Annotated in this window: 22 protein-coding genes; 5 read left to right on the top strand and 17 right to left on the bottom strand. The window is 34.5% G+C overall.

Annotation, left to right across the window (positions count from 1 at the left end):
- The first annotated feature begins 31 nt into the window (after positions 1-31).
- Together AAEO57_RS12485 and AAEO57_RS12480 are read left to right on the top strand one after the other, a co-directional pair.
- On the top strand, positions 32-676 hold the full coding sequence (locus tag AAEO57_RS12485) for a DUF47 domain-containing protein (RefSeq protein ID WP_068843093.1): 645 nt from the start codon (positions 32-34) through the stop codon (positions 674-676).
- A gap of 30 nt (positions 677-706) precedes the next feature.
- Positions 707-2047: an inorganic phosphate transporter gene (locus AAEO57_RS12480; RefSeq protein ID WP_341693070.1), complete on the top strand. Its 1341-nt coding sequence runs from the start codon at positions 707-709 to the stop codon at positions 2045-2047.
- Between the two features lie 119 nt (positions 2048-2166).
- Here the strand turns inward: AAEO57_RS12480 and AAEO57_RS12475 are convergent, their stop codons facing one another.
- The 8 genes from AAEO57_RS12475 to AAEO57_RS12440 all read right to left on the bottom strand — a co-directional run bounded on the left by AAEO57_RS12475 (position 2167) and on the right by AAEO57_RS12440 (position 9487).
- Positions 2167-2916, bottom strand: a complete 750-nt coding sequence (locus AAEO57_RS12475) for an acyl-[acyl-carrier-protein] thioesterase (protein ID WP_341693068.1) — start codon at positions 2914-2916, stop codon at positions 2167-2169.
- A gap of 81 nt (positions 2917-2997) precedes the next feature.
- Positions 2998-3918, bottom strand: coding sequence for a tRNA (adenosine(37)-N6)-dimethylallyltransferase MiaA (miaA, locus tag AAEO57_RS12470; protein WP_341693065.1), 921 nt, complete (start codon positions 3916-3918; stop codon positions 2998-3000).
- A gap of 154 nt (positions 3919-4072) precedes the next feature.
- Positions 4073-4909 carry an ion transporter gene (locus AAEO57_RS12465; protein ID WP_341693063.1) on the bottom strand — a complete coding sequence of 279 codons (837 nt, stop codon included), beginning with the start codon at positions 4907-4909 and terminating at the stop codon, positions 4073-4075.
- Between the two features lie 30 nt (positions 4910-4939).
- On the bottom strand, positions 4940-6301 hold the full coding sequence (locus tag AAEO57_RS12460) for an exonuclease domain-containing protein (RefSeq protein ID WP_341693061.1): 1362 nt from the start codon (positions 6299-6301) through the stop codon (positions 4940-4942).
- Between the two features lie 188 nt (positions 6302-6489).
- Positions 6490-6777, bottom strand: coding sequence for a four helix bundle protein (locus tag AAEO57_RS12455; protein WP_341693059.1), 288 nt, complete (start codon positions 6775-6777; stop codon positions 6490-6492).
- Between the two features lie 60 nt (positions 6778-6837).
- Positions 6838-7527 carry a YggS family pyridoxal phosphate-dependent enzyme gene (locus AAEO57_RS12450; protein ID WP_341693057.1) on the bottom strand — a complete coding sequence of 230 codons (690 nt, stop codon included), beginning with the start codon at positions 7525-7527 and terminating at the stop codon, positions 6838-6840.
- Positions 7528-7538: 11 nt separating this feature from the next.
- Positions 7539-8432, bottom strand: coding sequence for a 3-hydroxyacyl-CoA dehydrogenase family protein (locus tag AAEO57_RS12445; protein ID WP_341693055.1), 894 nt, complete (start codon positions 8430-8432; stop codon positions 7539-7541).
- 89 nt (positions 8433-8521) lie between these two features.
- Positions 8522-9487, bottom strand: coding sequence for a Gfo/Idh/MocA family protein (locus tag AAEO57_RS12440; RefSeq protein WP_341693053.1), 966 nt, complete (start codon positions 9485-9487; stop codon positions 8522-8524).
- Between the two features lie 176 nt (positions 9488-9663).
- Here AAEO57_RS12440 and AAEO57_RS12435 point away from each other — a divergent pair, with 176 nt between their 5' ends.
- Entirely contained in the window at positions 9664-10305 is a 642-nt protein-coding gene (locus AAEO57_RS12435) for a protein-L-isoaspartate(D-aspartate) O-methyltransferase (protein ID WP_163410993.1), read from the top strand.
- 143 nt (positions 10306-10448) lie between these two features.
- Here the strand turns inward: AAEO57_RS12435 and AAEO57_RS12430 are convergent, their stop codons facing one another.
- Positions 10449-11453 carry an NADP-dependent oxidoreductase gene (locus AAEO57_RS12430; RefSeq protein ID WP_341693049.1) on the bottom strand — a complete coding sequence of 335 codons (1005 nt, stop codon included), beginning with the start codon at positions 11451-11453 and terminating at the stop codon, positions 10449-10451.
- A gap of 11 nt (positions 11454-11464) precedes the next feature.
- The gene (locus AAEO57_RS12425) at positions 11465-12265 is read right to left on the bottom strand and encodes an SDR family oxidoreductase (RefSeq protein ID WP_341693046.1); all 801 of its coding nucleotides are present in this window, start codon (positions 12263-12265) and stop codon (positions 11465-11467) included.
- 97 nt (positions 12266-12362) lie between these two features.
- Here AAEO57_RS12425 and AAEO57_RS12420 point away from each other — a divergent pair, with 97 nt between their 5' ends.
- Positions 12363-12797, top strand: coding sequence for a winged helix-turn-helix transcriptional regulator (locus AAEO57_RS12420; RefSeq protein WP_341693044.1), 435 nt, complete (start codon positions 12363-12365; stop codon positions 12795-12797).
- A 135-nt stretch (positions 12798-12932) separates the two neighbouring features.
- Here the strand turns inward: AAEO57_RS12420 and AAEO57_RS12415 are convergent, their stop codons facing one another.
- The 4 genes from AAEO57_RS12415 to AAEO57_RS12400 are packed head-to-tail and all read right to left on the bottom strand — an operon-like array spanning position 12933 to position 16468.
- Positions 12933-14168 (bottom strand): ATP-binding cassette domain-containing protein, encoded by a 1236-nt coding sequence (locus AAEO57_RS12415; RefSeq protein ID WP_341693042.1) that lies wholly within the window; start codon positions 14166-14168, stop codon positions 12933-12935.
- A gap of 22 nt (positions 14169-14190) precedes the next feature.
- Entirely contained in the window at positions 14191-15042 is an 852-nt protein-coding gene (locus tag AAEO57_RS12410; protein ID WP_341693040.1) for a sulfurtransferase, read from the bottom strand.
- A 19-nt stretch (positions 15043-15061) separates the two neighbouring features.
- Entirely contained in the window at positions 15062-15451 is a 390-nt protein-coding gene (locus tag AAEO57_RS12405; RefSeq protein ID WP_341693038.1) for a DUF1398 domain-containing protein, read from the bottom strand.
- Positions 15452-15475: 24 nt separating this feature from the next.
- Positions 15476-16468 (bottom strand): alpha/beta fold hydrolase, encoded by a 993-nt coding sequence (locus tag AAEO57_RS12400; RefSeq protein ID WP_341693036.1) that lies wholly within the window; start codon positions 16466-16468, stop codon positions 15476-15478.
- A gap of 367 nt (positions 16469-16835) precedes the next feature.
- Here AAEO57_RS12400 and AAEO57_RS12395 point away from each other — a divergent pair, with 367 nt between their 5' ends.
- The gene (locus AAEO57_RS12395) at positions 16836-19847 is read left to right on the top strand and encodes a LamG-like jellyroll fold domain-containing protein (protein ID WP_341693034.1); all 3012 of its coding nucleotides are present in this window, start codon (positions 16836-16838) and stop codon (positions 19845-19847) included.
- Positions 19848-19926: 79 nt separating this feature from the next.
- On the opposite strand, the gene AAEO57_RS12390 is transcribed toward AAEO57_RS12395, so the two are convergent.
- The 3 genes from AAEO57_RS12390 to AAEO57_RS12380 all read right to left on the bottom strand — a co-directional run bounded on the left by AAEO57_RS12390 (position 19927) and on the right by AAEO57_RS12380 (position 22838).
- The gene (locus tag AAEO57_RS12390; protein WP_341693032.1) at positions 19927-20364 is read right to left on the bottom strand and encodes an acyl-CoA thioesterase; all 438 of its coding nucleotides are present in this window, start codon (positions 20362-20364) and stop codon (positions 19927-19929) included.
- A 96-nt stretch (positions 20365-20460) separates the two neighbouring features.
- A complete protein-coding gene (locus AAEO57_RS12385; RefSeq protein ID WP_341693031.1) occupies positions 20461-21135 on the bottom strand; it encodes a hypothetical protein in 675 nt (224 codons plus the stop codon).
- 209 nt (positions 21136-21344) lie between these two features.
- Entirely contained in the window at positions 21345-22838 is a 1494-nt protein-coding gene (locus tag AAEO57_RS12380) for a TlpA family protein disulfide reductase (RefSeq protein WP_341693030.1), read from the bottom strand.
- Positions 22839-23223: the final 385 nt, after the last annotated feature.

The following is a 23223-nucleotide window of genomic DNA, read 5'->3' as shown; positions in this document are numbered from 1 at the left end:
GACGTAATTTTGCACTATCAAAAATATAAAAATGTCAATAAACAGTATTTTCCAATTTTTAGTGCCGAAAGACAAGAAATTCTTTCCACTTTTTGAAGAAGCTTCAAGCAATTTAATTGAATTAGCTTCTAACTTACACGAAGCTGTAAATTTACCATTAAAGGAAAGAGAAATTCTTTTTCAGAAGATTGACGAATTAGAACAAAAAGGAGAAGATATTACTCGTCAGACCAATCTGGAGTTAAGCAGAAACTTTATTACTCCATTTGACAGAGAAGATATTCATACGTTAATTACTTCAATTGACAACGTTGCAGATTACCTTCATGGTGCATCAAGCCGTATGAGATTATATCAGGTAGATAAGATTACAAAATCTATCAGAAAAATGACTGAAATCAATCTTGAAGCTTGTCAGAATATTGACAGTGCGGTAAAAGAATTGAGAAATTTAAAGAATTTCAAAGTTATTAAGGATGCCTGTTCCAGAATTAATAAATTGGAAAACAAGTCTGATAACGTATATAACAAAGCAGTTTTTGAAATTTTTGAAAACGAAACAGATGCTAAAAATATTATCAAATATAAAGAAGTGTTATCTGTTTTAGAATCAGCAACAGACAAATGTAAGAGTGTTGCGAACATACTGGAATCTATTTCTGTAAAACATTCTTAATTCAATTTTTCATTCTGAAGTTATAATTTTATGACGCTACTTATAATTATTATAGTATTAGCTTTAATTTTTGATTACATCAACGGTTTTCATGATGCGGCAAATGCTATAGCAACTGTTGTTGCAACAAAGGTTCTCACACCTTTTCAGGCGGTTGTCTGGGCAGCATTTTTTAACTTTCTGGCTTATTGGGTTTTCGGATTTGGAGTTGCAGATACTGTTGCCAAAACGGCACACACAATGGAAATTAACCTTGTAGTGATTTTAGCAGGTGTTATTGCTGCAATTTGCTGGAACTTATTAACATGGTGGTTAGGAATTCCTTCGAGTTCATCACATACTTTAATTGGTGGTTTTGCAGGGGCAGCCGTTGCGCATGCTATTGCAGTTCATGGTTTTTCTGGTTATGTTGGAGAAGACGGAGCAACACACTACTGGTACGAAATTGTAAGCTGGTACAAGGCAGGTAAGGATGGCGGAATGCCTTCGGGAGTTATCATCATTATTGCTTTTATTGTATTAGCACCTTTATTGGGAGCATTAGCTTCTTATTTGATATCAATTTGGTTATTGAATGCTTCCCGAAAAAGTATTTTGCCTAAGATATTTACAATTGCTTTAATGATTGGAACAATTTGGTTTGTAAAAGTTCAAATGATTTCTTACGAAGAGATTGTAGAGCATGGAAAGCCTCGTTTTGATTCTCATTTCTGGAGCGTAGCTTTTGATGCACATAATATCAAATGGTTTTTAGTAGCATTTATTATACTGACTGTTAGTGTTTTTTGTTTGATATTCAGTAGTCTGAATCTTCATCAGGCGGATGCGGCTTTGAAAAAAATGCAGTTATTGTCTTCTGCGGCTTTCAGTTTAGGTCACGGAGGAAATGATTCCCAAAAAGTTATGGGTATTATTGCAGCAGCTGTGGCAGTTTATATCAATACAAATCCGGGAGTTCACATGGACTCGTGGTTAGATGTTGTTTTACCAAATGATGATAAGGGAATAAAAGGAGTAATGCCAGGCTGGATTCCGTTAGCTTGTTATTCTGCAATTGCTGCGGGAACTTTGAGTGGTGGATGGAAAATTGTAAAAACAATGGGGTCTAAAATCACAAAAGTAAGTTCCTTTGAAGGGGTTGCCGCTGAAACGGCAGGTGCTTTGACACTTTACTTCACAGAGCATTTAAAAATTCCGGTAAGCACAACACACACCATTACAGGATCAATCATCGGTGTTGGATTAACAAAACGAGTATCTGCAGTAAGATGGGGGGTAACCGTAAGTCTGATCTGGGCATGGGTATTAACAATTCCTATTTCTGCTCTTTTAGCAGGGTTGGTTTACTTTGTACTGAGTGTTTTTATCTAAAATGGGTAAAATGATTTTTGTGAAATGTTGAGATGTAAATTACATTTAATAATATAAAAAAAGCTGATTTCAATTAAGAAATCAGCTTTTTTGCTTTATGAATGGTTTGATGAAAACTTTTATTTTTTCCAGTTTAATTGTAAGGCATAACAGGTTTTCTCTCCTTTGGTGATACTAAAAGTAGTAGCGGAGTTATCTTCAATATCGCTTTCGTGAATTATTACTGTATCTTTTAATGAAAGTTCCTTCATAAAATTCATTTCAAAACTGCTTACTTCTTGTTTCAGAATTCTTTTGGGGTTGACATGGTCGAGGCACCATTCCAGATATTTTACGTTATTCACATGGTTTACAATATCCAGATCTGATAAGTAAACTGTTTTTTCGAATACGGCTTCTTTTTCGTGATTGATATTGATTTTCGAAAAGCCTTCTGTTGTGGCTCTTTTATCCGGAAATAATTCAAAATGTTCATAAGGCAATGCCAAAGCTTCCGGACGGCGTAATTGTGTGTTAAAAACGGCCCAGTAGGTTTCGCAGCCCACAATCTTTTTTCCGTTGACATGCATTTCCAGCGCACGTACAGAACGTGAGTTTTCAAGACTGTTAATCCAGGTGGTTACCGTTACAATATCTCCTGATTTTGGCAAATCTGAAATCTCAACACGCATTCGGCTTAAAACCCATGCCTGGTGAAATTCCTGCATATCATAAAAACTGATGCCGCCAACTTCAGAATGTGCTGCGGCGGTTAATTGTAAAATATTGCAGAGATCTGTATATTTTAAAGAACCGTTTGGGGTACATTGCGTGAAATTGATTTCCCAGTCTTTGCTTAGAATAGATGTGAAGTTTGGTGATATTGGCATTTTAATTTTAGACTTCTTAGATTGTTGGACTTCTTAGATTTTAGATTTTTTGAAATAAATAAAGAGTAAAGAAAAAAGATTTTATTTTACAATTTCGTCAATATAATCTATAATTTTCTCTCTCTCTGTAGCATAATCAAACCATTTGGTGTTTTCATTTCGTTTGAACCATGTTAATTGTCTTTTAGAAAATCGTCTGGTATTTTTCTTGATTTCATCAACAGCGAAGGGCAAAGTGAATTCTCCGTCAAAATAACTGAATAATTCTCTATAACCGACCGTTTGAAGCGCATTTAACGCTTTATTAGGATATAATGCTTTTGCTTCTTCAAGTAAGCCTTCGTTCATCATAATATCGACACGCTGGTTGATACGGTTATAAATTACTTCTCTGTCTGCTTCTAAACCGATTAGAATGGGAATGAAGTTTCTGTTGTTTTTCTTCTGGTTCAAAAAGGATGAATATGGTTTTTGAGTTCCGATGCAAACCTCGACAAAACGCATCATTCTTTGTGGGTTTTGAAGCGTCTGAGGGTTTTCTAAATTAATTTTCTGAAAGTATTCCGGGTCTAAAGTTTTTAATTGTTCCTGTAAATATTCAATTCCGAGTTTTTCATATTTTGAATTGACTTTTGAGCGTACTTCGGGATTTATTTCGGGAAATTCATCAAAACCTTTCAATACAGCATCGACATACAATCCGGAACCGCCGATCAGAATCGCAAAATCATTTTTTCGGAATAATTCTTCGAGTTTTAAAAGTACTTCTTTTTCGTAATCTCCAACAGTATAGTTTTCGAAAATCGATTTGTTCTGAATGAAATGATGTGTTGCTGATTGTAATTCTTCCTCATTTGGAACGGCTGTACCGATGGTCATTTCTTTAAAAAACTGACGACTGTCACAGGATATTATTTCGCAATTAAAATGTTTTGCCAATGCTATGCTTAAGGCTGTTTTGCCTATGGCTGTTGGTCCGACAATGGTAATTAGGTATTTCATGTTTCTTTTTAGCCCGGATGGAAATGAAAACCCCGGACTTATATTTGTTAGTTTTTGTGGCGTAAAAGAAGCGACTTTAGAAGCTGCTTTTATGACTTAAAAAACAACAAAGATAAGGAGGAGTTGCAATGTACAGCCGGAATAGCTTCATAAATTAATGATGTAATTCGGTTCCGCACTCGTGACAGAATTTAGCATTGTCAAAATGAAGCTGTGAACCGCAGATCTGACAGGTAGTTTTTGTTGAGACGGTATTATTTCGTAGACTTTTTTTAGCAAATTCGGCCGTTACGATTCCGGTTGGAACAGCTATGATTCCGTAACCCAAAATCATGACCAGCGCCGCTATAAACTGACCTAATGGAGTTTGTGGAGAAATATCTCCGTAACCAACGGTTGTCAGTGTTACAATTGTCCAGTAGATTCCCATTGGAATACTTGTGAATCCGGATTCTTCACCCTCGACCAGATACATTACAGAGCCAATTATGATGGTACTGATTAAGACGAAATAGATAAAAACCAGGATTTTTTCTTTGCTGGCGTCAATCGCTTCTTTCAACTGGAATGACTGATGTGAAATTTGAGGCAGCTGAAGGATTTTGAATAATCGAAGGAAACGTAAGGCTCTTACAATGGATAAAATGCTTGCTCCGGGGAAAAATATCGATAAGTACATAGGCAAAACGGCTAATAAATCGATTATTCCGTAGAAGCTGAAAATGTATTTGACCGGTTTTTGAATAGAAATAATCCTTAAAACATATTCAATTGTGAAAAAGATGGTGATTATCCATTCGCATATCCATAACTGGTAATGATATTTGGAACTGATACCCTGAACAGTGTCGAGCATTATCAATAAAACACTTAATAAAATCAGGCCTAAAAGAACCAAATCAAACATTCGTCCCAGAATGGTATTGGTACCATAGAGAACGATTTTTACTTTCTCTCTGAAGATTTCGTATTGTGATTTTTTGTTTTTCATATCCTTAAAGATAATGAAAGTTTTGTTTTACTAAAAATGAAGTATTTTCAACGATTTGCTTTTTCGAATATACTGCTGAATAATGTTTTTTACGTCGCGATTGTGCTGCATGGGAATCAGAATTTTGTTCAGGATTTCGATATTGGTAATCTGATAATTCAAATCATAATAGGCGTAGCCTTTATAGATTCCGTTTTCGATTAAAATGGCACTTCTTTCGTTTACATTTCGGCCTCTGTCCATTAAAATCATGCTTTTGTTTTCAAAACTATTTTCAGAAATAAACTGCTGAACCCTTAAATTGTAAATTTCAGGAGTGATTTCGCCAATACAGGCACCATCACATTCTTTGATTTTGTATTGAAAGCATTCTTTTTTAGTCTGATATAAACCAGTTAGTTTCTGGCATAAATGATATTTCGCAGTGAACTTGAAAAGTGCATTTTTACCCTCCTGCAAAGAAGCAAATGACGTGATTTCTTTTTTGCGTCCGTCAGCTTTTCCGAGGTTTACATTCAGATAACCGTTTGAATCTTTTTCCACATAAATGGCGAACGGAAAAACACTCTTTTTTTGTGAGCGATTGTGTCTTGGACGGTTTATTTTTACTTCTTCACTTTCTTTCAGTAAAGCAATTAATTCGCTTCCTGTTTCCTCATAAGTTATAGTAAAAACTTCTGCTTGTATACGTTTGCTTTTGGTCGTAATTCCGGTAAAATGCTGATTGACTCTTTTTCGGATATTCAGGCTCTTGCCGATATAAATTAAATTACCACCTTCGTTATGAATATAATAAACGCCTGTTTTAGAAGGCATCTGATTTACCAAATCCTGAAGTTTTGGTGAAATTCCTTTTTCGATTTCGAATTTTACAAAATCTTTGACAATGGTTTTTTCCAGGTCTTTTTCTAGTAATATTTTGAATAACTTGGTTGTAGCGATAGCATCTCCGCTTGCACGATGTCTGTCGGCTATTGGAATTCCGAGAGAACGGACTAATTTTCCTAAACTGTAAGAAGGCTGTTCCGGAATTAATTTTTTGGCAAGTTCGACGGTACAAAGTGTTTTGGATTCGAAATTGTAACCCAAACGTCTGAATTCGGTACGCAGGATTCTATAATCAAAAGAGGCATTGTGCGCTACAATAATACAATCTGAAGTGATTTCGATGATTCGTTTGGCTACTTCATAGAACTTAGGAGCAGAACTTAGCATAGCATTGTTGATTCCGGTTAATTTAGCCACAAAAGGCTGAATCGGAATCTCAGGATTGACGAGACTGATGAATTGGTCTACTACTTCATGACCATCAAATTTATAGATGGCGATTTCGGTAATTCCTTCTTCATTGAATTGTCCTCCGGTGGTTTCTATGTCTAGTATTGCGTACATGTTCAATTTCAATATCAAATATCAATGGCAAAAATCAATTTCAAAAATCAAACCCAATATCAAAAAATCAATATTTTAAAATTGAAATCAGGTATTGAGATTGTCATTGCCATTGTTATTGTAATTGAAAAATTATTTTTTGTTTATTATCATTTTTGATGAGATTGCTATTAATTGCTCAACCTCTGTCAAAAGCGTCGTTTTTCTACATTTCCTTCTTCAATATAATCCAAAATTTTTAATGAATTTCTGGATTCTTTTAACTCCTTTACAACTAAGGAAACTTTAAATATAAAATCTTTGTCACTTATTGTTCCTTGTGCTTCTCCAAAATTTAAAGAAGCGCTTCCGGATGATCTGATTAACTGGTTTTTATAATATTCATTTTCAAAGATTCTTTCTAATTGTCTCGTAAAGAAAATACATTCTCCTGCAAAACGAATCAGTCGATCATCAAAATTGAATATTTTCTCCATTTTATATTTTATATTTTAAAATTGCCATTTTAATTGTAATTGATTTTTGATATTGAAGCTTTATCGCCCTCCAAATATGCTACTGCCAATTCTTACCATGGTGCTTCCGCATTCAATAGCAAGTTGGTAATCTCCAGACATTCCCATTGAAATCGTTGAAAAATGGGCTGCTGTTGAAATGCATTGCTGTGTGTCCCGGCATTGGGCATCTTTGTTTTGAAGCGAATCAAAAATCGATTTCAAATGCAGGAATTCTTTCTTAATTTGGTTTTGGTTTTCTGTAAAAGTAGCCATTCCCATCAACCCTAAGATACGAATATTTTTCATTTCTTTAAATTCAGAAGAAGACAACAAAGCCGTTAGTTCTTTCTCATCAAGACCAAATTTTGTTTCTTCTTCGGCAATATATATCTGAAGCAGGCAATCAATAACCCGATTGTTTTTTAAAGCCTGTTTGTTGATCTCCTGTAACAATTTCAAACTGTCAACGCCATGAATCAAACTTACAAAAGGTGCCATAAATTTCACTTTGTTTGACTGAACATGTCCAATCATATGCCATTGAATGTCCTTTGGCATTTGCTCATATTTATCGGACATTTCCTGAATTTTATTCTCTCCAAAAATACGCTGACCGGCTTCATAAGCCTGCATCAAATCTGAAACAGGTTTTGTTTTTGAAACAGCAACCAGAGTTACGTGTTCAGGTAAATTTTCTTTGATTGTATTTAGGTTTGATGCTATTGACATTGTTAATTTTTTTATGCGGATAGAAATTGTTTAGAAATCTTCTCAGCCTTTTTACTTTCGCTGTAATCATAAAAACCTTCACCGGATTTTACACCTAATTTTCCGGCTCTCACCATATTGACCAATAATGGGCAAGGAGCGTATTTTGGGTTTTTGAATCCGTCGTACATTACGTTTAGAATCGCAAGACAAACATCAAGCCCAATAAAATCGGCTAATTGAAGTGGTCCCATAGGATGTCCCATTCCTAATTTCATTACGGTATCAATCTCATAAACTCCGGCTACTTTGTTGTATAACGTTTCAATTGCCTCGTTTAGCATAGGCATTAAAATTCTGTTGGCCACAAAACCCGGATAATCGTTTACCTCAACCGGCACTTTGCCTAACTTTTCAGATAAGTTCATGATTATTTTGGTTACTTCATCGCTGGTATTGTATCCGCGAATAATTTCAACCAGTTTCATAACCGGTACCGGATTCATAAAATGCATTCCGATAACACGTTCAGGATGTGCAACGACAGCACCAATTTGTGTAATTGAAATCGAAGAAGTATTTGTTGCTAAAATTGTATTATGGGAACAGTATTCGTTTAATTGTTTGAAAATATTTAGCTTTAGCTCTACATTTTCAGTTGCTGCTTCGACTACTAAATCTACACCTACAACACCATCTTTGATATCGGTATAGGTAATAATATTGGTAATTGTTCTGGCAACATCTTCCTGTGAAATAGTACCTTTAGCCAACATTCGTTCCAGATTAGCAGCAATAGTTGCCATTCCATTATCTAATGATTTCTCAGAAACATCAATTAGTTTTACGGTAAAACCACTTTGCGCAAAAGTATGAGCAATTCCGTTACCCATTGTTCCTGCACCAATTACAGCTATAGTTTTCATTTAATCTGGTATTTGAATTTTAAAAGTTAAGGTTTAAAGCGACTTAGCAGCCCACTTTAAACCTTAAAGATAATGAGTTTATTTTTTTATTATTTATCGAAACAATCAATAATCTGATAAGCTACTCTTAATGCATCAGTAGCCTGTTCCAATGTTACAACCGGAGTTGTGTCATTATTGATGGCATCAGCAAATGAATTTAATTCGTCTAAAATAGCGTTGTTTTGTTCTACATCCGGATTAGTGAAATAAATTTGTTTTTTTACACCTTCTGCATTTTGAAGAATCATATCAAAATCTCCCGGAACTTCAGGAGCATCTTTCATACGGACAACTTCGCATTTTTTCTCCAGAAAATCAACTGAAATGTAGGCGTCTTTTTGAAAAAAACGTGTTTTACGCATGTTTTTCATCGAAATGCGGCTTGCTGTTAAGTTGGCTACGCATCCATTTTCGAATTCAATTCGGGCATTGGCGATATCAGGTGTTTCACTGATTACGGATACACCGCTCGCATTGATGTTTTTTACTTTAGAATTAACCACGCTCAAAATCGCATCAATATCATGAATCATTAAATCCAAAACTACAGGAACGTCTGTTCCGCGTGGATTGAACTCAGCCAAACGATGCGTTTCTATAAACATTGGATTTTCGATCATGTTTTTGGTAGCGATAAAAGCAGGGTTAAAGCGTTCTACATGTCCAACCTGCCCTTTTACATTGTATTCGTTTGCCAAAGCGATAATTTCTTCGGCCTCATCAACTGTGTTGGCAATAGGTTTTTCTATGAAGATGTGTTTTCCTGATTTGATGGCAACTTTGGCACATTTGTAGTGCGATAGCGTTGGGGTTACAATGTCGATTACATCCACGGCATGGATTAATTTTGCAATTGTATTGAAGTTTTTATAGCCAAATTCTTTTGAAATTCTTTCGGCATTTTCCTGATTTTCATCATAAAATCCAACTAATTCGTATTTGTCAGATTGTTGTAATAAGCGTAAATGTATTTTACCTAAGTGACCCGCACCTAAAACTCCTACTTTTAACATGTGAATGTATTTTAAACAAAAATAGAATTTATTTGTTGAAAGAGAAAAAGAATTTAACTAATTGTGAATTATAAGTACCGGCTTTCGACTTTTGACATTATTAATTTAATAATTAAAAATCAATATTTGATTTCCTGTTTTGTTTCTTATTTTTGCGAAAATAAAACCTACCCATTTTGAAAGATACTGCCAAACATCAAGGACTTCGCAATCAATTAGTAAGCACTTTAGAACAAAAAGGGATTACTGATAAGGCGGTTTTAGAGGCGATAAAAAAAATCCCAAGACACCTTTTTTTAAATTCAAGTTTTGAAGATTATGCTTATCAGGATAAGGCTTTTCCTATAGGTGCAGGGCAAACTATTTCGCAGCCCTATACAGTTGCTTTTCAGTCTCAGCTGCTGGAAGTAAAAAAAGATGATAAAATCCTCGAAATTGGAACAGGTTCCGGTTATCAGACTGCTGTTTTATTTATGCTGGGTGCAAAAGTCTATAGTGTTGAAAGGCAGAAAGAGCTGTTTAAAACGACTTCCAATTTATTTCCAAAGTTAAATATCAGACCTAAACATCTCTCGTTTGGAGATGGTTACAAAGGTCTTCCAAATTACGCTCCGTTTGACAGCATTATTGTTACGGCAGGTGCTCCTTTTATTCCACAGCCTTTGATGGCGCAGTTGAAAATAGGAGGAAGGCTGGTCATTCCGCTTGGCGAAGACGTTCAGATTATGACTTTATTAATTCGAAAGAACGAAACTCAATTTGAAAAACATGAATTTGGAGAATTTAGATTTGTGCCTTTGTTAGAAGATAAGAATTAGAAAAAATGCCCCAAAAAAGTTAGACTATTTGGGGCATTTTTATTGTTTAATTTTTAGCAAGTAGGAGCAATAATAAAGACTTTAGAGAAATTAGTTTCAATAGTTATATCTTAGCTTAAACTTGCCTTTCTTTTTATGTAAAATTACTTAACCTTAATTACGACTTTTCCTTTGGACCTTCCTGTTTCAACATAAGACAATGCTTCGTTTGTCTGTTCGAATGAAAAGACTTTATCAATAACAGGTTTTATGATCCCAGCCTCAATCAGTTTTGTTATTTCGCTTAACTGTCTGCCTTCTGCTCTCATAAACAGAAATACAAAATTGGTGTTTAATTTTTTTGCTTTTTTCTTTGCGCCCAGACTAATCAATTTCGTTACTAATTTTAAATACCAGGGCAAACCAATTGTTGTGGCAAATTCAGGCGTTGGTGGACCTACTAGTGAAATAAGCTGTCCGCCAGACATTAAAATTCGTAATGATTTTTCTAAAATTTTTGAATCTCTGTTACTATGCAAAACCAAATCATAGTCTTTCAGTTTTGTTTCAAAATCTTCTGTTTTGTAATCAATGATAAGGTCGGCACCAAGAGATTTTACTAATTCAATATTTTTGTTGCTAGTAGTTGTAGCCACAAAAGCGCCTAAATGTTTTGCTAACTGAATAGCAAATGTGCCAACACCACCCGAACCAGCCTGAATGAAAACTTTTTGCCCTTTTTGTATTTTTCCAATTTCGATAAGAGCCTGCCAGGCAGTTAAACCAACCAAAGGGATAGAACCTGCTTCCTCCATTGAAAGGTTTTTGGGTTTTAAGGCAACATCATTTTCATTAATAGAAATGTATTCAGCAAAAGTACCAACCCTATGATCTGACGGACGAGAATATACTTCGTCGCCAACCTTAAACTTGCTGACTCTGGAACCTATTTTGGTTACAACACCAGCTACATCGTGACCATTGATAAAGGATGGCTTGTAGGGTAAAAACAGTTTAAAATCACCATTTCTAATAAGTGAATCTAATAAATTAACTCCTGCCGAATGAACTTGTACCAATACATCATTTTCATTTACACTTGGTACTGCCCAATCTGACAAATGTAATTTTTCTTTTTTGCCGTATTTTTTTACTATGAATGCTTTCATTTTTTTTCTTTTTAGGCTTTGTTTAATTGTTTGAGTACATTTTTTTCTAAAACTCCATAAGCAAAATGTTGCAGGTTTATTAAGGCAGAAGTCCCTTTGCCTACAATATTTCTAAATTTCGGCTTGTCTGTTTGAACAACTTTAAGCACTTTTTCTGCAACCATCGCAGGATCTTCGGCTTGATCTACCAAATTTTCTGTGAATTTTTCAATCTTATTTCTCAACGTATTGTAATCTTCAATTTTATTTAATGTTGTTGTAGAATTATCTAAAATGCTTGTTTTAAAAGCAGCCGGCTCAATCATGGCAACACTAATGTTAAACTCGTTCAATTCGTATCTTAATGATTTGAAATAACCTTCCAATGCGTGTTTTGAAGCCGCATAGTAAGCTGCATTAGGAAATGATACAAGGCCTATAATGGAACCAACAGTAATTATTTTGCCAAATTTTTGTTTTCTAAAATGGGGTAATATGGCATTAGTGACTTTAATGGTTCCCCAAAAGTTAGTTTCCAATTGCTTCCTGCCCAATTCAACAGGCGTTTCTTCTGCAATACCTGACACTAAAAAGCCGGCATTATTGATCAGAATATCCAACTTTCCTATTTCCTTTAAAATTCTTTCAGGTAAAGTGTTTATTGATTGGTCTGAATCAAGGTCAAGTGCTATCATTTTGAAGGGTACAGCCGACTTCATTTTTTCAGGATTTCGACTTGTACCAATTACATTGTAACCGTTTTTGTGTAATTCGTTTGCGATAAGTAAACCAAAGCCAGAACTTGCACCCGTAACTAAAATATTTTTTTTCATTATTATTTGTTTTAATTTATTCGTAAATTTGCTTGCAAAATGCAAGTGCAAATATACAAACAACTTTCAAAATGCAAGTTAAAATTTAAAATATTTTATGGAATTGAATAAAAAAAGATCAAACTGCCCATTGAGCTGCTCACTTGACGTGTTTGGAGACAAGTGGTCTTTGCTGATTATCAGAGATTTGATGTTCGGAAATAAATGTACTTATAATGATTTTTTAAAGTCAGATGAAGGTATAGCTACGAATATTTTAGCGTCAAGATTAAAAGGACTTGAAGAAAATGGCATAATTGAAAAATTAGCACACCCCGACAGCAAGGCAAAAAAAATGTACAGGCTTACACCCAAAGGCATCGACCTATTGCCTGTAATTATGGAAGTTTATATTTGGTCGGAGAAATATTATGAAATGCCAGCAGATCTAAAAGCCACAATTCAGGAAGCCAGAAAAGACAAGGAGAAATTTGTAAAACAGATTACAAAAGAATTGAAAATTAAAATAAAAGAGAAAAAAAGCGACAGCTAAAAGCAGTAGCACTATAACTATTTAACCCGTTGGGTGAAATTAAAAAAGTGTCATCCTGAGCGGAATCGAAGCCCTTTGGTGTTAAAGCCTTCGACTCCGCTCAGGATGAAAATTCGTTTCTAAGCAAGATAAAATCTACTTATTTATTTTTCCAACAGATCCCGTTTCTGAAGGTATAAGTTCAAAAACAGAAGTAGGGGCAAGCCCAGATTCAATTCTGTGTGAAACGTACAAAATAGTCACATTGGTTTCCTGTCTGATAGTATTGATTAACTGAATTACCAAATCTACGTTTTCGTCGTCCAGACCTTCTACAGGTTCGTCCAGAATTAATAAAGGCGGATGTTTTAAAACCGCACGAACAATTAGTGCTACTCTTTGCTGCCCAATGGAAAGATCTATAAAACGTTTCTTTTTTAAATGACTCATTTCAATTGCTTCCAGCCATTGTGCTACAATTTGTTTTTGTAAAGTGGTCGGTTCAATATACAATCCGATAGAATCGAAGAAACCGGAAAGAATCATTTGTTCCAAAGTATGACCTTTTTGGAATAAATCCATCATAGAAGTGGTGTAAATACCGATTTGCTTTTTGATTTCCCAAACGCTTTCGCCACTTCCTTTTTTTCTTCCAAATAAAAATAAATTCTGACCATATCCTTTCGGGTTGTCACCTGTAATTAAGGATAAAATAGTGCTTTTTCCTGAACCGTTCGGGCCAATTAACTGCCAAAATTCACCTTGTTTGATAGTCCAGGAAATGTTATCAATTATTTTTCGGTCTTCATAACTTACTGAAACATGATCCATTTTTATTAATTCACTTTCGTGAAAAGTACCCGGTTCATGAGCCTTCGGAATTGCAGCTGTATTTAAGGTTTTAAAATGGTTTTCGGTTTTTGAAATAGGGTATAAAGTAAACGAGTCGTCTTTGATCTGAACCTTATTCAGTACAAAATCCATTAAATCAACCGTACGATTTACGAGTTGAATAATAGAAATTGTATCAGTCAGTTTTTCTAAAGAAAGAGCTAAAGCCAGACGTGAAGCCTGATCTAAGTGATCGAAAGGATTATCGAAAATAATAAAATCAGGATTTTGACTGATACAGTATTTTAAGAACTCTTTTTTGCGTTCGCCGGAAGAAAAAGTCCGCAATTGCCTGTGCGATTCGGGAGAAGCTTCAACAGATTCATATTGATATTCTCTTTCGATGAATTTTTCAATTGAAATATCAGAGAATAAAATTCCTTTTTGGTTGTTAAAAACGGCTAATTCTTCTTTGGCTTCGCCGGATAGGAGGGAGTCTATGAACTTTTTTTTATTGACCTGATTGGTTAAAAGAATGTCCCAATGTTGTTTTTGATGCATTATGTATTTCTTGTAAGGATATTTATTGTTTGGTTGCCATTGGCAAATTATTTCTCGACCATTCGCTCCAGGAGCCTACGTAAAGTTTTGGAATTGGAATTCCGGCATAATCCATTGCTAACAGTGTGTGGCAGGCTGTAACGCCGGAACCGCAATGAACGATTATATTCTCCGGTTTTATGGTTCCTAAAATTTCAGTGTATTTTTTTGCCAGTTTTTCAGCAGAAAGATAAAAGCCGTTTTCGTCTAAATTTTCGCTAAACGGAACATTAACCGCACCCGGAATATGACCTGCAATCAAATCCAATGGTTCTGTAAGGCCTTCAAAACGATTTTTGTCTCTTACATCAATAACGATATTTTCAGGATTGTTACGGGCTTTATCGACCTCTTTAATGTTTGTTAACAGAAGCTGCCAGTCTGAAACCGGATATTTTTCAGTTGTATAAAAACTTTCTGTTCCTGAACTTAAAGGGAAACCTTTATGAATTGCAGCCTGATAACCGCCATTTAAAACCTGTGCTTTTTCGTGACCAACAGCTTTTAGCATCCACCAAAATCTGGAAGCTGCGTTCGAACCGTTTTTATCATCATAAATAACAATATGGCTTTGCGATGTAATGCCAAGTTTAGACAGCACTTCAGAAAATTTTTCTAATGAAGGCAGAGGATGTCTTCCGCCATTTGCAGGATTGCAGTCTGCGGTAGCTAAATCACGGTTTAAATCTACATAACGGGCACCTTTTAAATGTTCTTTTTTATAATTTTCCTCCATATTGAGTCCGGCTCTGGCATCAACTAAAATTACTTCAGTTGAGTTCTTTAACTGAAGTAATTCTTCGGGATTTATTATGGGAGACCAGTTTTGCGACATCTGAATTTGTTGTAAATGATTAACCCGGAATTTTTTCGATCAATATTTCATTACCTGATTTGTCAAAATAAGTACAGGTCATTTCGATAATATCAACACGCCATTTTGCGATTCCACATTGTCCTGAGTGATTACAAAATGTAATATAATCTGTCTGGCCATCCTGATGCGCTACCAAAAATTCGATAAAACGCTCTTTATTGGCTGTATCCTCCACTTTTATTTCAGGATATTTTTCGTCTGAAATCACAGAATAGTTATTCACCCCATAATATTCTACATGACCGTCATTTACAAAGGTATCGTATCCTTTTACGCCTAAAATAATTAAATCCTGTATATAATTTGGAAAATCAGCACCGCTTTTTACCTTAGCATGTGCCTCTTTTATTTGCTCGATTGTAAACATATAAATTTGATTTAAGGTTAACTTTTATTGTTTCAAAAATACAATTAATGGTTTTATAAACTGATCAAAAGATTCAATATGTGGTAAATGTCCGGTATTGGCGATTTCTACAAGTTTGGCATTCGGAATGGCTTTTTGTGTTTTTTTGCCCAGTTCGGCATAATTCCCCATTGTTTTTCTCACTTCTTCAGAAACAAGTGGTTTCCCCAAAGCGGTTTTATCTCTTGTACCAATGATTAATAAAGTAGGGCTTTTGATATTTTTGAATTCGTACAAAACCGGCTGTGTAAAAATCATATCGTACATCAATGCCGAATTCCATGCTACAATATTATAATTAGGGGCTGTTGTCCAGCCGGCGCCAAGTTCAGCCCATTTTTGGAAATCAGCATTCCATTTTCCATCATAATAATTCGCCATTTGGTATTTTTTGATGCCTTCGTAATTTTGTTTTAATTCGCTTTCGTACCACCAATCGACAGGTTTGTATGGCACTACTAATTTCCAGTCTTCTAAACCAATAGGGTTTTCAAGTATTAATTTCTCAGCAGTTTCAGGATACATCAACGCAAATCTTGTCGCTAACATTCCGCCCATGGAATGTCCCAAAACAGCTGTTTTTTCAATTCCCAAATGCGCTAACAGTTTTTTGGTATTCTCTGCAAACTGCTGAAATGTATATTGAAAATTATCCGGTTTTGATGATTTTCCAAAACCAATCTGATCCGGAACAATAACCCGGAAGCCTTCTTTTATCAGAGCATTTATAGTAGTTTCCCAATACGCTCCGTTGAAATTTTTACCATGAAATAAGACAATATTTTTGTTATTGTAATTCGCAGGAGTTATGTCCATATAAGCCATCTTTAAAAGCTGACGCTGATTGCTCACTTCTAAAAATTTGACAGGAAAGGGATATTCATAATTACTTAGATTGATATCAAGTTGTTTTATTTTTTCTTGCTGAGAAAAGGAAAAAAGCGGAAGTAATAACAATATGAGTTTTAAGGTTTTCATTTAAATGAGAATTTTTATTTGAGATTTATAAAATTACCGCTCTATGTTTGAAAGGCAAAAATTAAACTCTTAAAATTATCAGAAAATATGGCGTTATTTTAAGATGAAGATGTTTTATAAACGACAGTTTTTCTAAAAAATATGAACGTCCGGTATTTTATTTTTTATTTTAAATCATGAAATAAAATTCGAAAAAACTCTAATTCGTTAAATTTTGAATATTTTAATCAGTTGATAATTTTGTTTTGTTGTTGAATTTATAATCTGTTGATTGCTAAAGCTGTAAACACAGGACGGGACAGGACAGACTCTTTTGTGCTTATACCTAAATTCGGTTGTAACTAACTTTTAACCAATTTATATTAGTATGAAAAAAATTACCTTATCATTCAGATATAGGGTCAACATTCTTTCGGCCTTTGTTCTGATTGCGTTTATGGGACAATTAAAAGCCCAAACGCTGGCATTTCCTGAAGCCACAGGATTTGGAAGATTTACCACAGGTGCGAGAGGTGCTGCAAATCCGCAGATTTATTTAGTAACCAATTTAAATGACAGCGGTCCGGGGTCCTTTCGCGATGCAGTTAGTCAGGAAGGGAGGTTTGTTATATTCAAAGTAGGCGGCATTGTCAATTTGCAATCTCAAATTGTTGTGGCGGCTAATACTACCATTGCCGGACAGACAGCACCAGGAGAAGGAATTGTGTTTTTAGGACCAAGAGTGACGTTTACAGGATCTAATAATACCATTGCGAGATATCTTAGAATTCGTTACGGCGGAACTGCTCAAAATCAGGATGCCTCAGGACTGGCGAACGGTGCCAATATGATTTTCGATCATATGACTTTTACCTGGGGTACTGACGAAGTGTTTTCGATTAATTCTGATGGTAAAGGGGTGAGTCCTGATAATATTACGATTCAAAATTGTATTATTGGCCAGGGAATGCATCGCCATAATCACTCTGCAGGAGGTTTAATTCAGCCTCCGGCAGGCGGAAAAGTGAGTTTGATCGGGAATTTATATATCTGTAATAAAACCAGAAACAATAAAATAAAAGGAATTAACGAGTTTGTAAACAATGTAGTTTACAACTGGGGTAATTATGGAAATACTTATGGACATTCCGAATCTGGAGAGGCTTACATTATGGGAGGTGATTCTGGAGGAAGTTCTGATGTAAATATCATTAATAACTATTTTATTGGGGGGCCGAATACAGGTACTTCAGCAACGACGCCCTTTAACAGAGGAAATGCGAATTTTAATTTATACGGTTCTGGAAATTATTTTGACAATAATAAAGATGGTATATTAAATGGGACATTAGTTCCTTACGATTTAACAGGATATCCTACCGGCGATATAACAACTATTTTATCAACACCGTATGATTATCCAATGAAAAACACAACATTATCGGCTGAGGATGCTTATAATAAAATTGTAGCAAGTGTTGGAGCTTCTTATCCAAGACGTGATCAGGTTGAGAGTTTAATGATTTCAGATTTAGTGTCTAAAGGTACAACAGCTACGTATGTGTATGTACAAACTGACCTGACCAGTAAATTCGGTTTCATCAACGGAGGTGCAGGACATGTTTATGGTGCTCCGGCTCCTTTGGACACAGATAATGACGGAATGCCAGATGCATGGGAAGATGCTAACGGGTTAGATAAAAATACCGCTGATGCTTTGGCTGTGAGCACTACAAACGCTCCATATCTGAATATCGAGGTATATATTAACGGATTGACCAGCACAACGCCTTCAGATTTTATTATTCCGCCATCTAATGTCAATTTTACGAATGTGGTTTCTACTGAAGTTCCGCCATTAAGTTCTTTAAAAATCAACTGGATTGACGGCGCAACTAATGAGGATAATTATATCGTAGAGCGTTCAGATAATGGTACTAATTTTAATGTAATTGCGACCCTTGGAGCAAACACTATAAGTTATAATGATACAGGTTTGCTTCCTAATACCCAATATTATTATCGCGTTAAAGCAAAAAATAGTACAGAGTCGTCTGTATATGAAACAGCAACCATTACTACACCTCCAATTCCGTCGGTTCCTACAAAAGCATCAGTACCAAATCCGGGAACAGGACTTACAAATATTCAGCTTTCAGGTGGAAACTTAACGGTGAAATGGACGGGTAGTGCAAACACAACAACTTATGCAGTTTACTTTGGTACAGATCCTTTAAACTTAACAAAATTGGGAGACGTGGCTTATGTTGCTACTCCAACATACCAGCTTACAGCGTTAAGCCCGGCAATAACTTACTATTGGAGAATTGATGCTTCTAATGCGAAAGGAACAACAATCGGAGATGTATGGAATTTTCGTGCCTTAACCCCTGAACTTGTGGGGCATTGGCCATTTAAGGAAGCAGCTGGAGAAGGTGAGCAAATTGCGGATCTTTCAACGTATGGAAATAATGGTCAGTTAGATGCAGCTTTCGATAATGCTTCTGTTAGGGTAACAGGAAAAGAGAACAAAGCCATAGATTTTGCTACATTATTGCCTAATAAACTAATGGTAAGTGTTCCAAATGATGATCACATATTCTTTGATAAAAATTCTTTTACTGTTTCCTTCTGGATGAAAGCAGATGCCAGTTTAATACCGGCAGGAACAACGCTAAGTTCTTATATTTTGTGTAAAGGCTCGATGACAAAAAATGCCGTCACAGGTGCTACAGGCAAAAGGTTTAATTTAGAAGTTAAAAGCAACCAGCTACGATTTGCTATAGATGATGATAAGAATAAAACAGAAATCAATTCAGGAACGAATTCAGCACCTAACTATTTTAATGGAAGTTGGGTCAATGTGATTATCATGAGAGACCTTGCCACTTCAAAACTGAGGATATATACCAATGGTGCTCTTACTAAAGAGGGAGCTGACGGAACAGGAACATCGGTGGGTATTGGTGAGCCAACTGATTTAGTAATAGGTAACATCGGGGCGTTGGAGTTAAATGCTAATACTACCCCGGCACCGTACAAAGGATTGTTTGACGAACTTAAAATTTTCAATTATGCATTGACTGCGTCTGAAGTTCAGGTATTATTTAATGAAGCAAAATTGAGTAACGAAAAATTCAATCAAAACAAAAACAATGTTGTCGTGTATCCTAATCCTGCAAAAGAGAAAATTTTTATCCATATTCCTGATAGTAATTTATCTTTTGTGACTGCGACTTTAAGCGATGTAACCGGCAAAATTGTCGTTAAAGAAAAGATTTCATCTGATGGGAATGGCGTTTTTACTCTTAATATAGCGAATAAAAATGTGTCAGGACTTTATATCTTAAATGTTTCCGGAGAAAATTTAAACAACAGTTTCAAAATAATGACAGAATAATTAAAAACAGTTTATAGACTAAAAAAACCGTTACATTTATTTGTAGCGGTTTTTCTAATTTATAGCGAAGATAATTGTTTTAAAGCCCTATAAAATCATCACTTTTAGGGAAAATGCTTAACGCCTGAACAGCAATTTCCGGAGTTGGGGAAGCCAGTTTTCGCAGTTTGGTATCCATCCAGGCACCGTCAACAGTTATTGTAGCACAAAGTGTATCGTCTTCTCTTCTAAATTCGTGAATGATAGACCAGCGGGAAGCATCAGCTTTCATTTTGGATGTTTTGGTATGAATGAAAATTTTATCCGAAAGTTTTAATTCTTTTCTAAAAACACATTCTTCCCTAAATAAAACAGGTCCAAAACTTTGTTCCTGCATTACTCTTAAAGTTAAACCTAATTCGTTTAGGATTTCAATACGATGCTGCGCACCAAAATCGTAATAAGCACTATGACGAACGTGAAAATTTGGGTCAAGATCTGACCAGCGAAAAGATATTTCTTTAGTAAACGAAACCATTTTTTTAATTTTAATTTTAATTTGAAATCGAAATTACGAATATCAAATGGTAGTTTTTCTAAATAAAAGTTATTTTTTATTCGTTTAAGATTTTCGCTATATCATTCGGGTACTAATCAGAATCAGCAATAGTATTTGTATTCCTAAAATAATCCAATAGAAGTTTCTGCTTGGTTCTGAAATTTCTTTTAATCCGGATATAGTTTTGTTTTTTACAATATCAGTAAAGCTTAATTTTTCATCTGAAAAATCAACATCATCAAGATTTGCTTTTTTAAGACCGTAAATAATAATTTTTTTTAACCATTTATTATTGTCTTTAGAGTCACTAATTTCCTGAATTAATTTTAGTTTTAATTTCGTAGTGTCTGTTCCTTTTTTTAATAATTCAGGTTGGTTTGTTTTGATTTTGCCCAGAACTTTTTCAATAATTGGAAAAAGTAAAGTTTCACCTTTGTCAGATAATAGTTTATGGATTGTTTTTGAAATGATGTATTTATTTCCAAAAGAAAGTAATATAAAAGGATTGGCAAAAATAGAAAGAGCAATAAGGGTAAAGCCAATAGGTCTCTCAAAAAACAGAATGATGGTTATGGGTATAATTGCTAAACCTCCTGGCGCTCCCGAACCATTTGCAGATTGAAAAAGGAATATTAATAAAGTAGTTAGAGATAAAGCAAAAACTAATAATTGTCCAAGAATATTTATTTTGAGAAAACTAAATGTTGCGCTGCCAAAAAGTTTGGTAGCATATTTGAAATTGTCGGTCATTAAAAGGTTTTTTTTAAGTTGTTTTTTTACACTCGTAATCATTTTTCTTCAACGATAGAAAAAATGAGTGGCAAAAATATAAAAAAAATAGTACAAAAAAATTAAAAACATTTTTAAATTTAAAAGCCAAAATTGTTAATGAAAAACAATTCAGGAGTTGAAATCAGAAACTAAGTTTGGTGTCACGGTATAAATAGTTACTTTTTTTATTAAGGATTAACCTCATTGAGTTGTTTTTCTAAACTTTCTATTTCAGAAGGCCCCTTCAGACTTTTTTTGATAATAACTCCATTTTCGTCAGTCAGGAAATGCCACGGAATACCCATTGACTGATTTCCGTATAACGTTCTTAAATCAGCATCTAATCTTTCATTTGCCCTGATATGATATCCTTCTAAATTGTAAAAATGAGTCATATCTTTCCATTGGTTTTCCCTGTTTTCTTTGTCTATAGAAATATAAACCATGGTAATGTTTTTAGATTTGAGTAATTCATACAATTTTGTGTTGTCTTTAAATTCGGCTTTACATGGGCTGCACCAGGTTGCCCAGATGTCGATGTAATATTGTTTTCCGCTTAATTCTTTTGCAATATCTTTTACAGAATTGATGTTTGTTAAATTGCCGATAAATTTAATTTTATCATTTACAGGTTCTTCCTTCTTTTTATGGAAGGCAATGATTGAAATGATTTCAGGTTCTAAAAATAGAGTATAAGGACTGGAAGGATATTCTGTTTTGAATTGTTCGAAAAGTGTAATCAGTTCCTTTTCGTAATTTTTGTTGATGGTCTCATAGTAAATATAGGCTGCAATGTAATATTCTAATTGCTCACCGGTTAAATGTTTTTTAGCATTACTTATATTATGAGTATGAATGAGTCCTTGTTTGCGATACTGTGAAATTGCAGCCGTAGTAGTTTCTTTTACAATTAATTCCTGATAACGTAAATAATTTTCTGTGTAATAATAAAACCATGGTGAAGTTAATAAATCAGAACTGTGAACTGGATTTGACTCGAATATTTCTTTCCATAGTTCCTTGTATTGTTCGGGTGAAAGTGAGTTTTTATTTTGTGCCGATAGCAGATAGTTTACAAACGCAAGACTTCCCTGAGCACCTTTATAATAATAATTACGGTCAGACTGAACCAGATTATAAAAGTTTTTAGAAATGATTTTGTTTTTTAGTAATTTTTGAAATTCAATAATTTCCGTTTCTTTTTTTTGTTCTAATTTTTGTTTTATTTCAGAAACAATACTGTCTTTACTATACTTTTTGGTTTCGAGTTCAAAATGACCTCCAATAAGCATACTTCTGTTTGGAATTTGGTTGTAAAGAGCCTGACCTTTTTCGTTTTTAGATACAACTTTAAATTTATTTTCTTTGATTTCAGTATTGATAAAAACCTCATAATTCATTCCAGCTTCTGCAATAATGACTCCGTAAGAGTTAAAATGAGTAAAAAGTTCAATAAAGCAGGCTTTTTCAGTGTTAAGTTTTATTTGAAAATTACCTGAGGAATCCGGTTGTACAGAATTTTTAAAACCAATAAAATCAATTCCGCTTATAGGTAAAGTGTATTCAATTGTTTCAGGAATTTTTCCCGTTATTTTTCCTATGATGATTATATCGCTTCTTTTTCCATGACAGATTGCAAAAGTGCCAAGAAGCATTATTAAAATAAGTTGGGATAGTTTCATGATTTCGGTTAAAAGAATGAATTAGTAAAAGCTGGTATGATTTCTTTCAAATATATGGTATTTAGATGGTGAATTGAAATTGTGAGATAAAAATATTGTATTTAATATTAGAGTTTATGTTTTGAAAATTAGTGTTTTAGCCCTGATGGGAGCGGCATCCTTTGCTGCCGGGGTTCGGCAGTAAAGATATAGCGGACAGCAGGAACAGCTCCTGATTAATGACATAATTAAGTTCTTATGCCATGATTGTCAGGTTTTAAAAATGTCATGTTGTCAGATGGATTTTAGTGTACCGACAGTAAAACTGACAAATTACTTTGGTTTTTTATCTTGGCACAAAGATTGACTTATGCCACATGAGTTTGAAATTAAATCAAAAATTAAA

It is taken from the genome of Flavobacterium calami, assembly GCF_038290035.1.
GTDB lineage: Bacteria > Bacteroidota > Bacteroidia > Flavobacteriales > Flavobacteriaceae > Flavobacterium > Flavobacterium calami.
The sequence above is the reverse complement of the archived record's forward strand: the minus strand, read 5'-3'. Positions and strand labels throughout refer to the sequence as shown.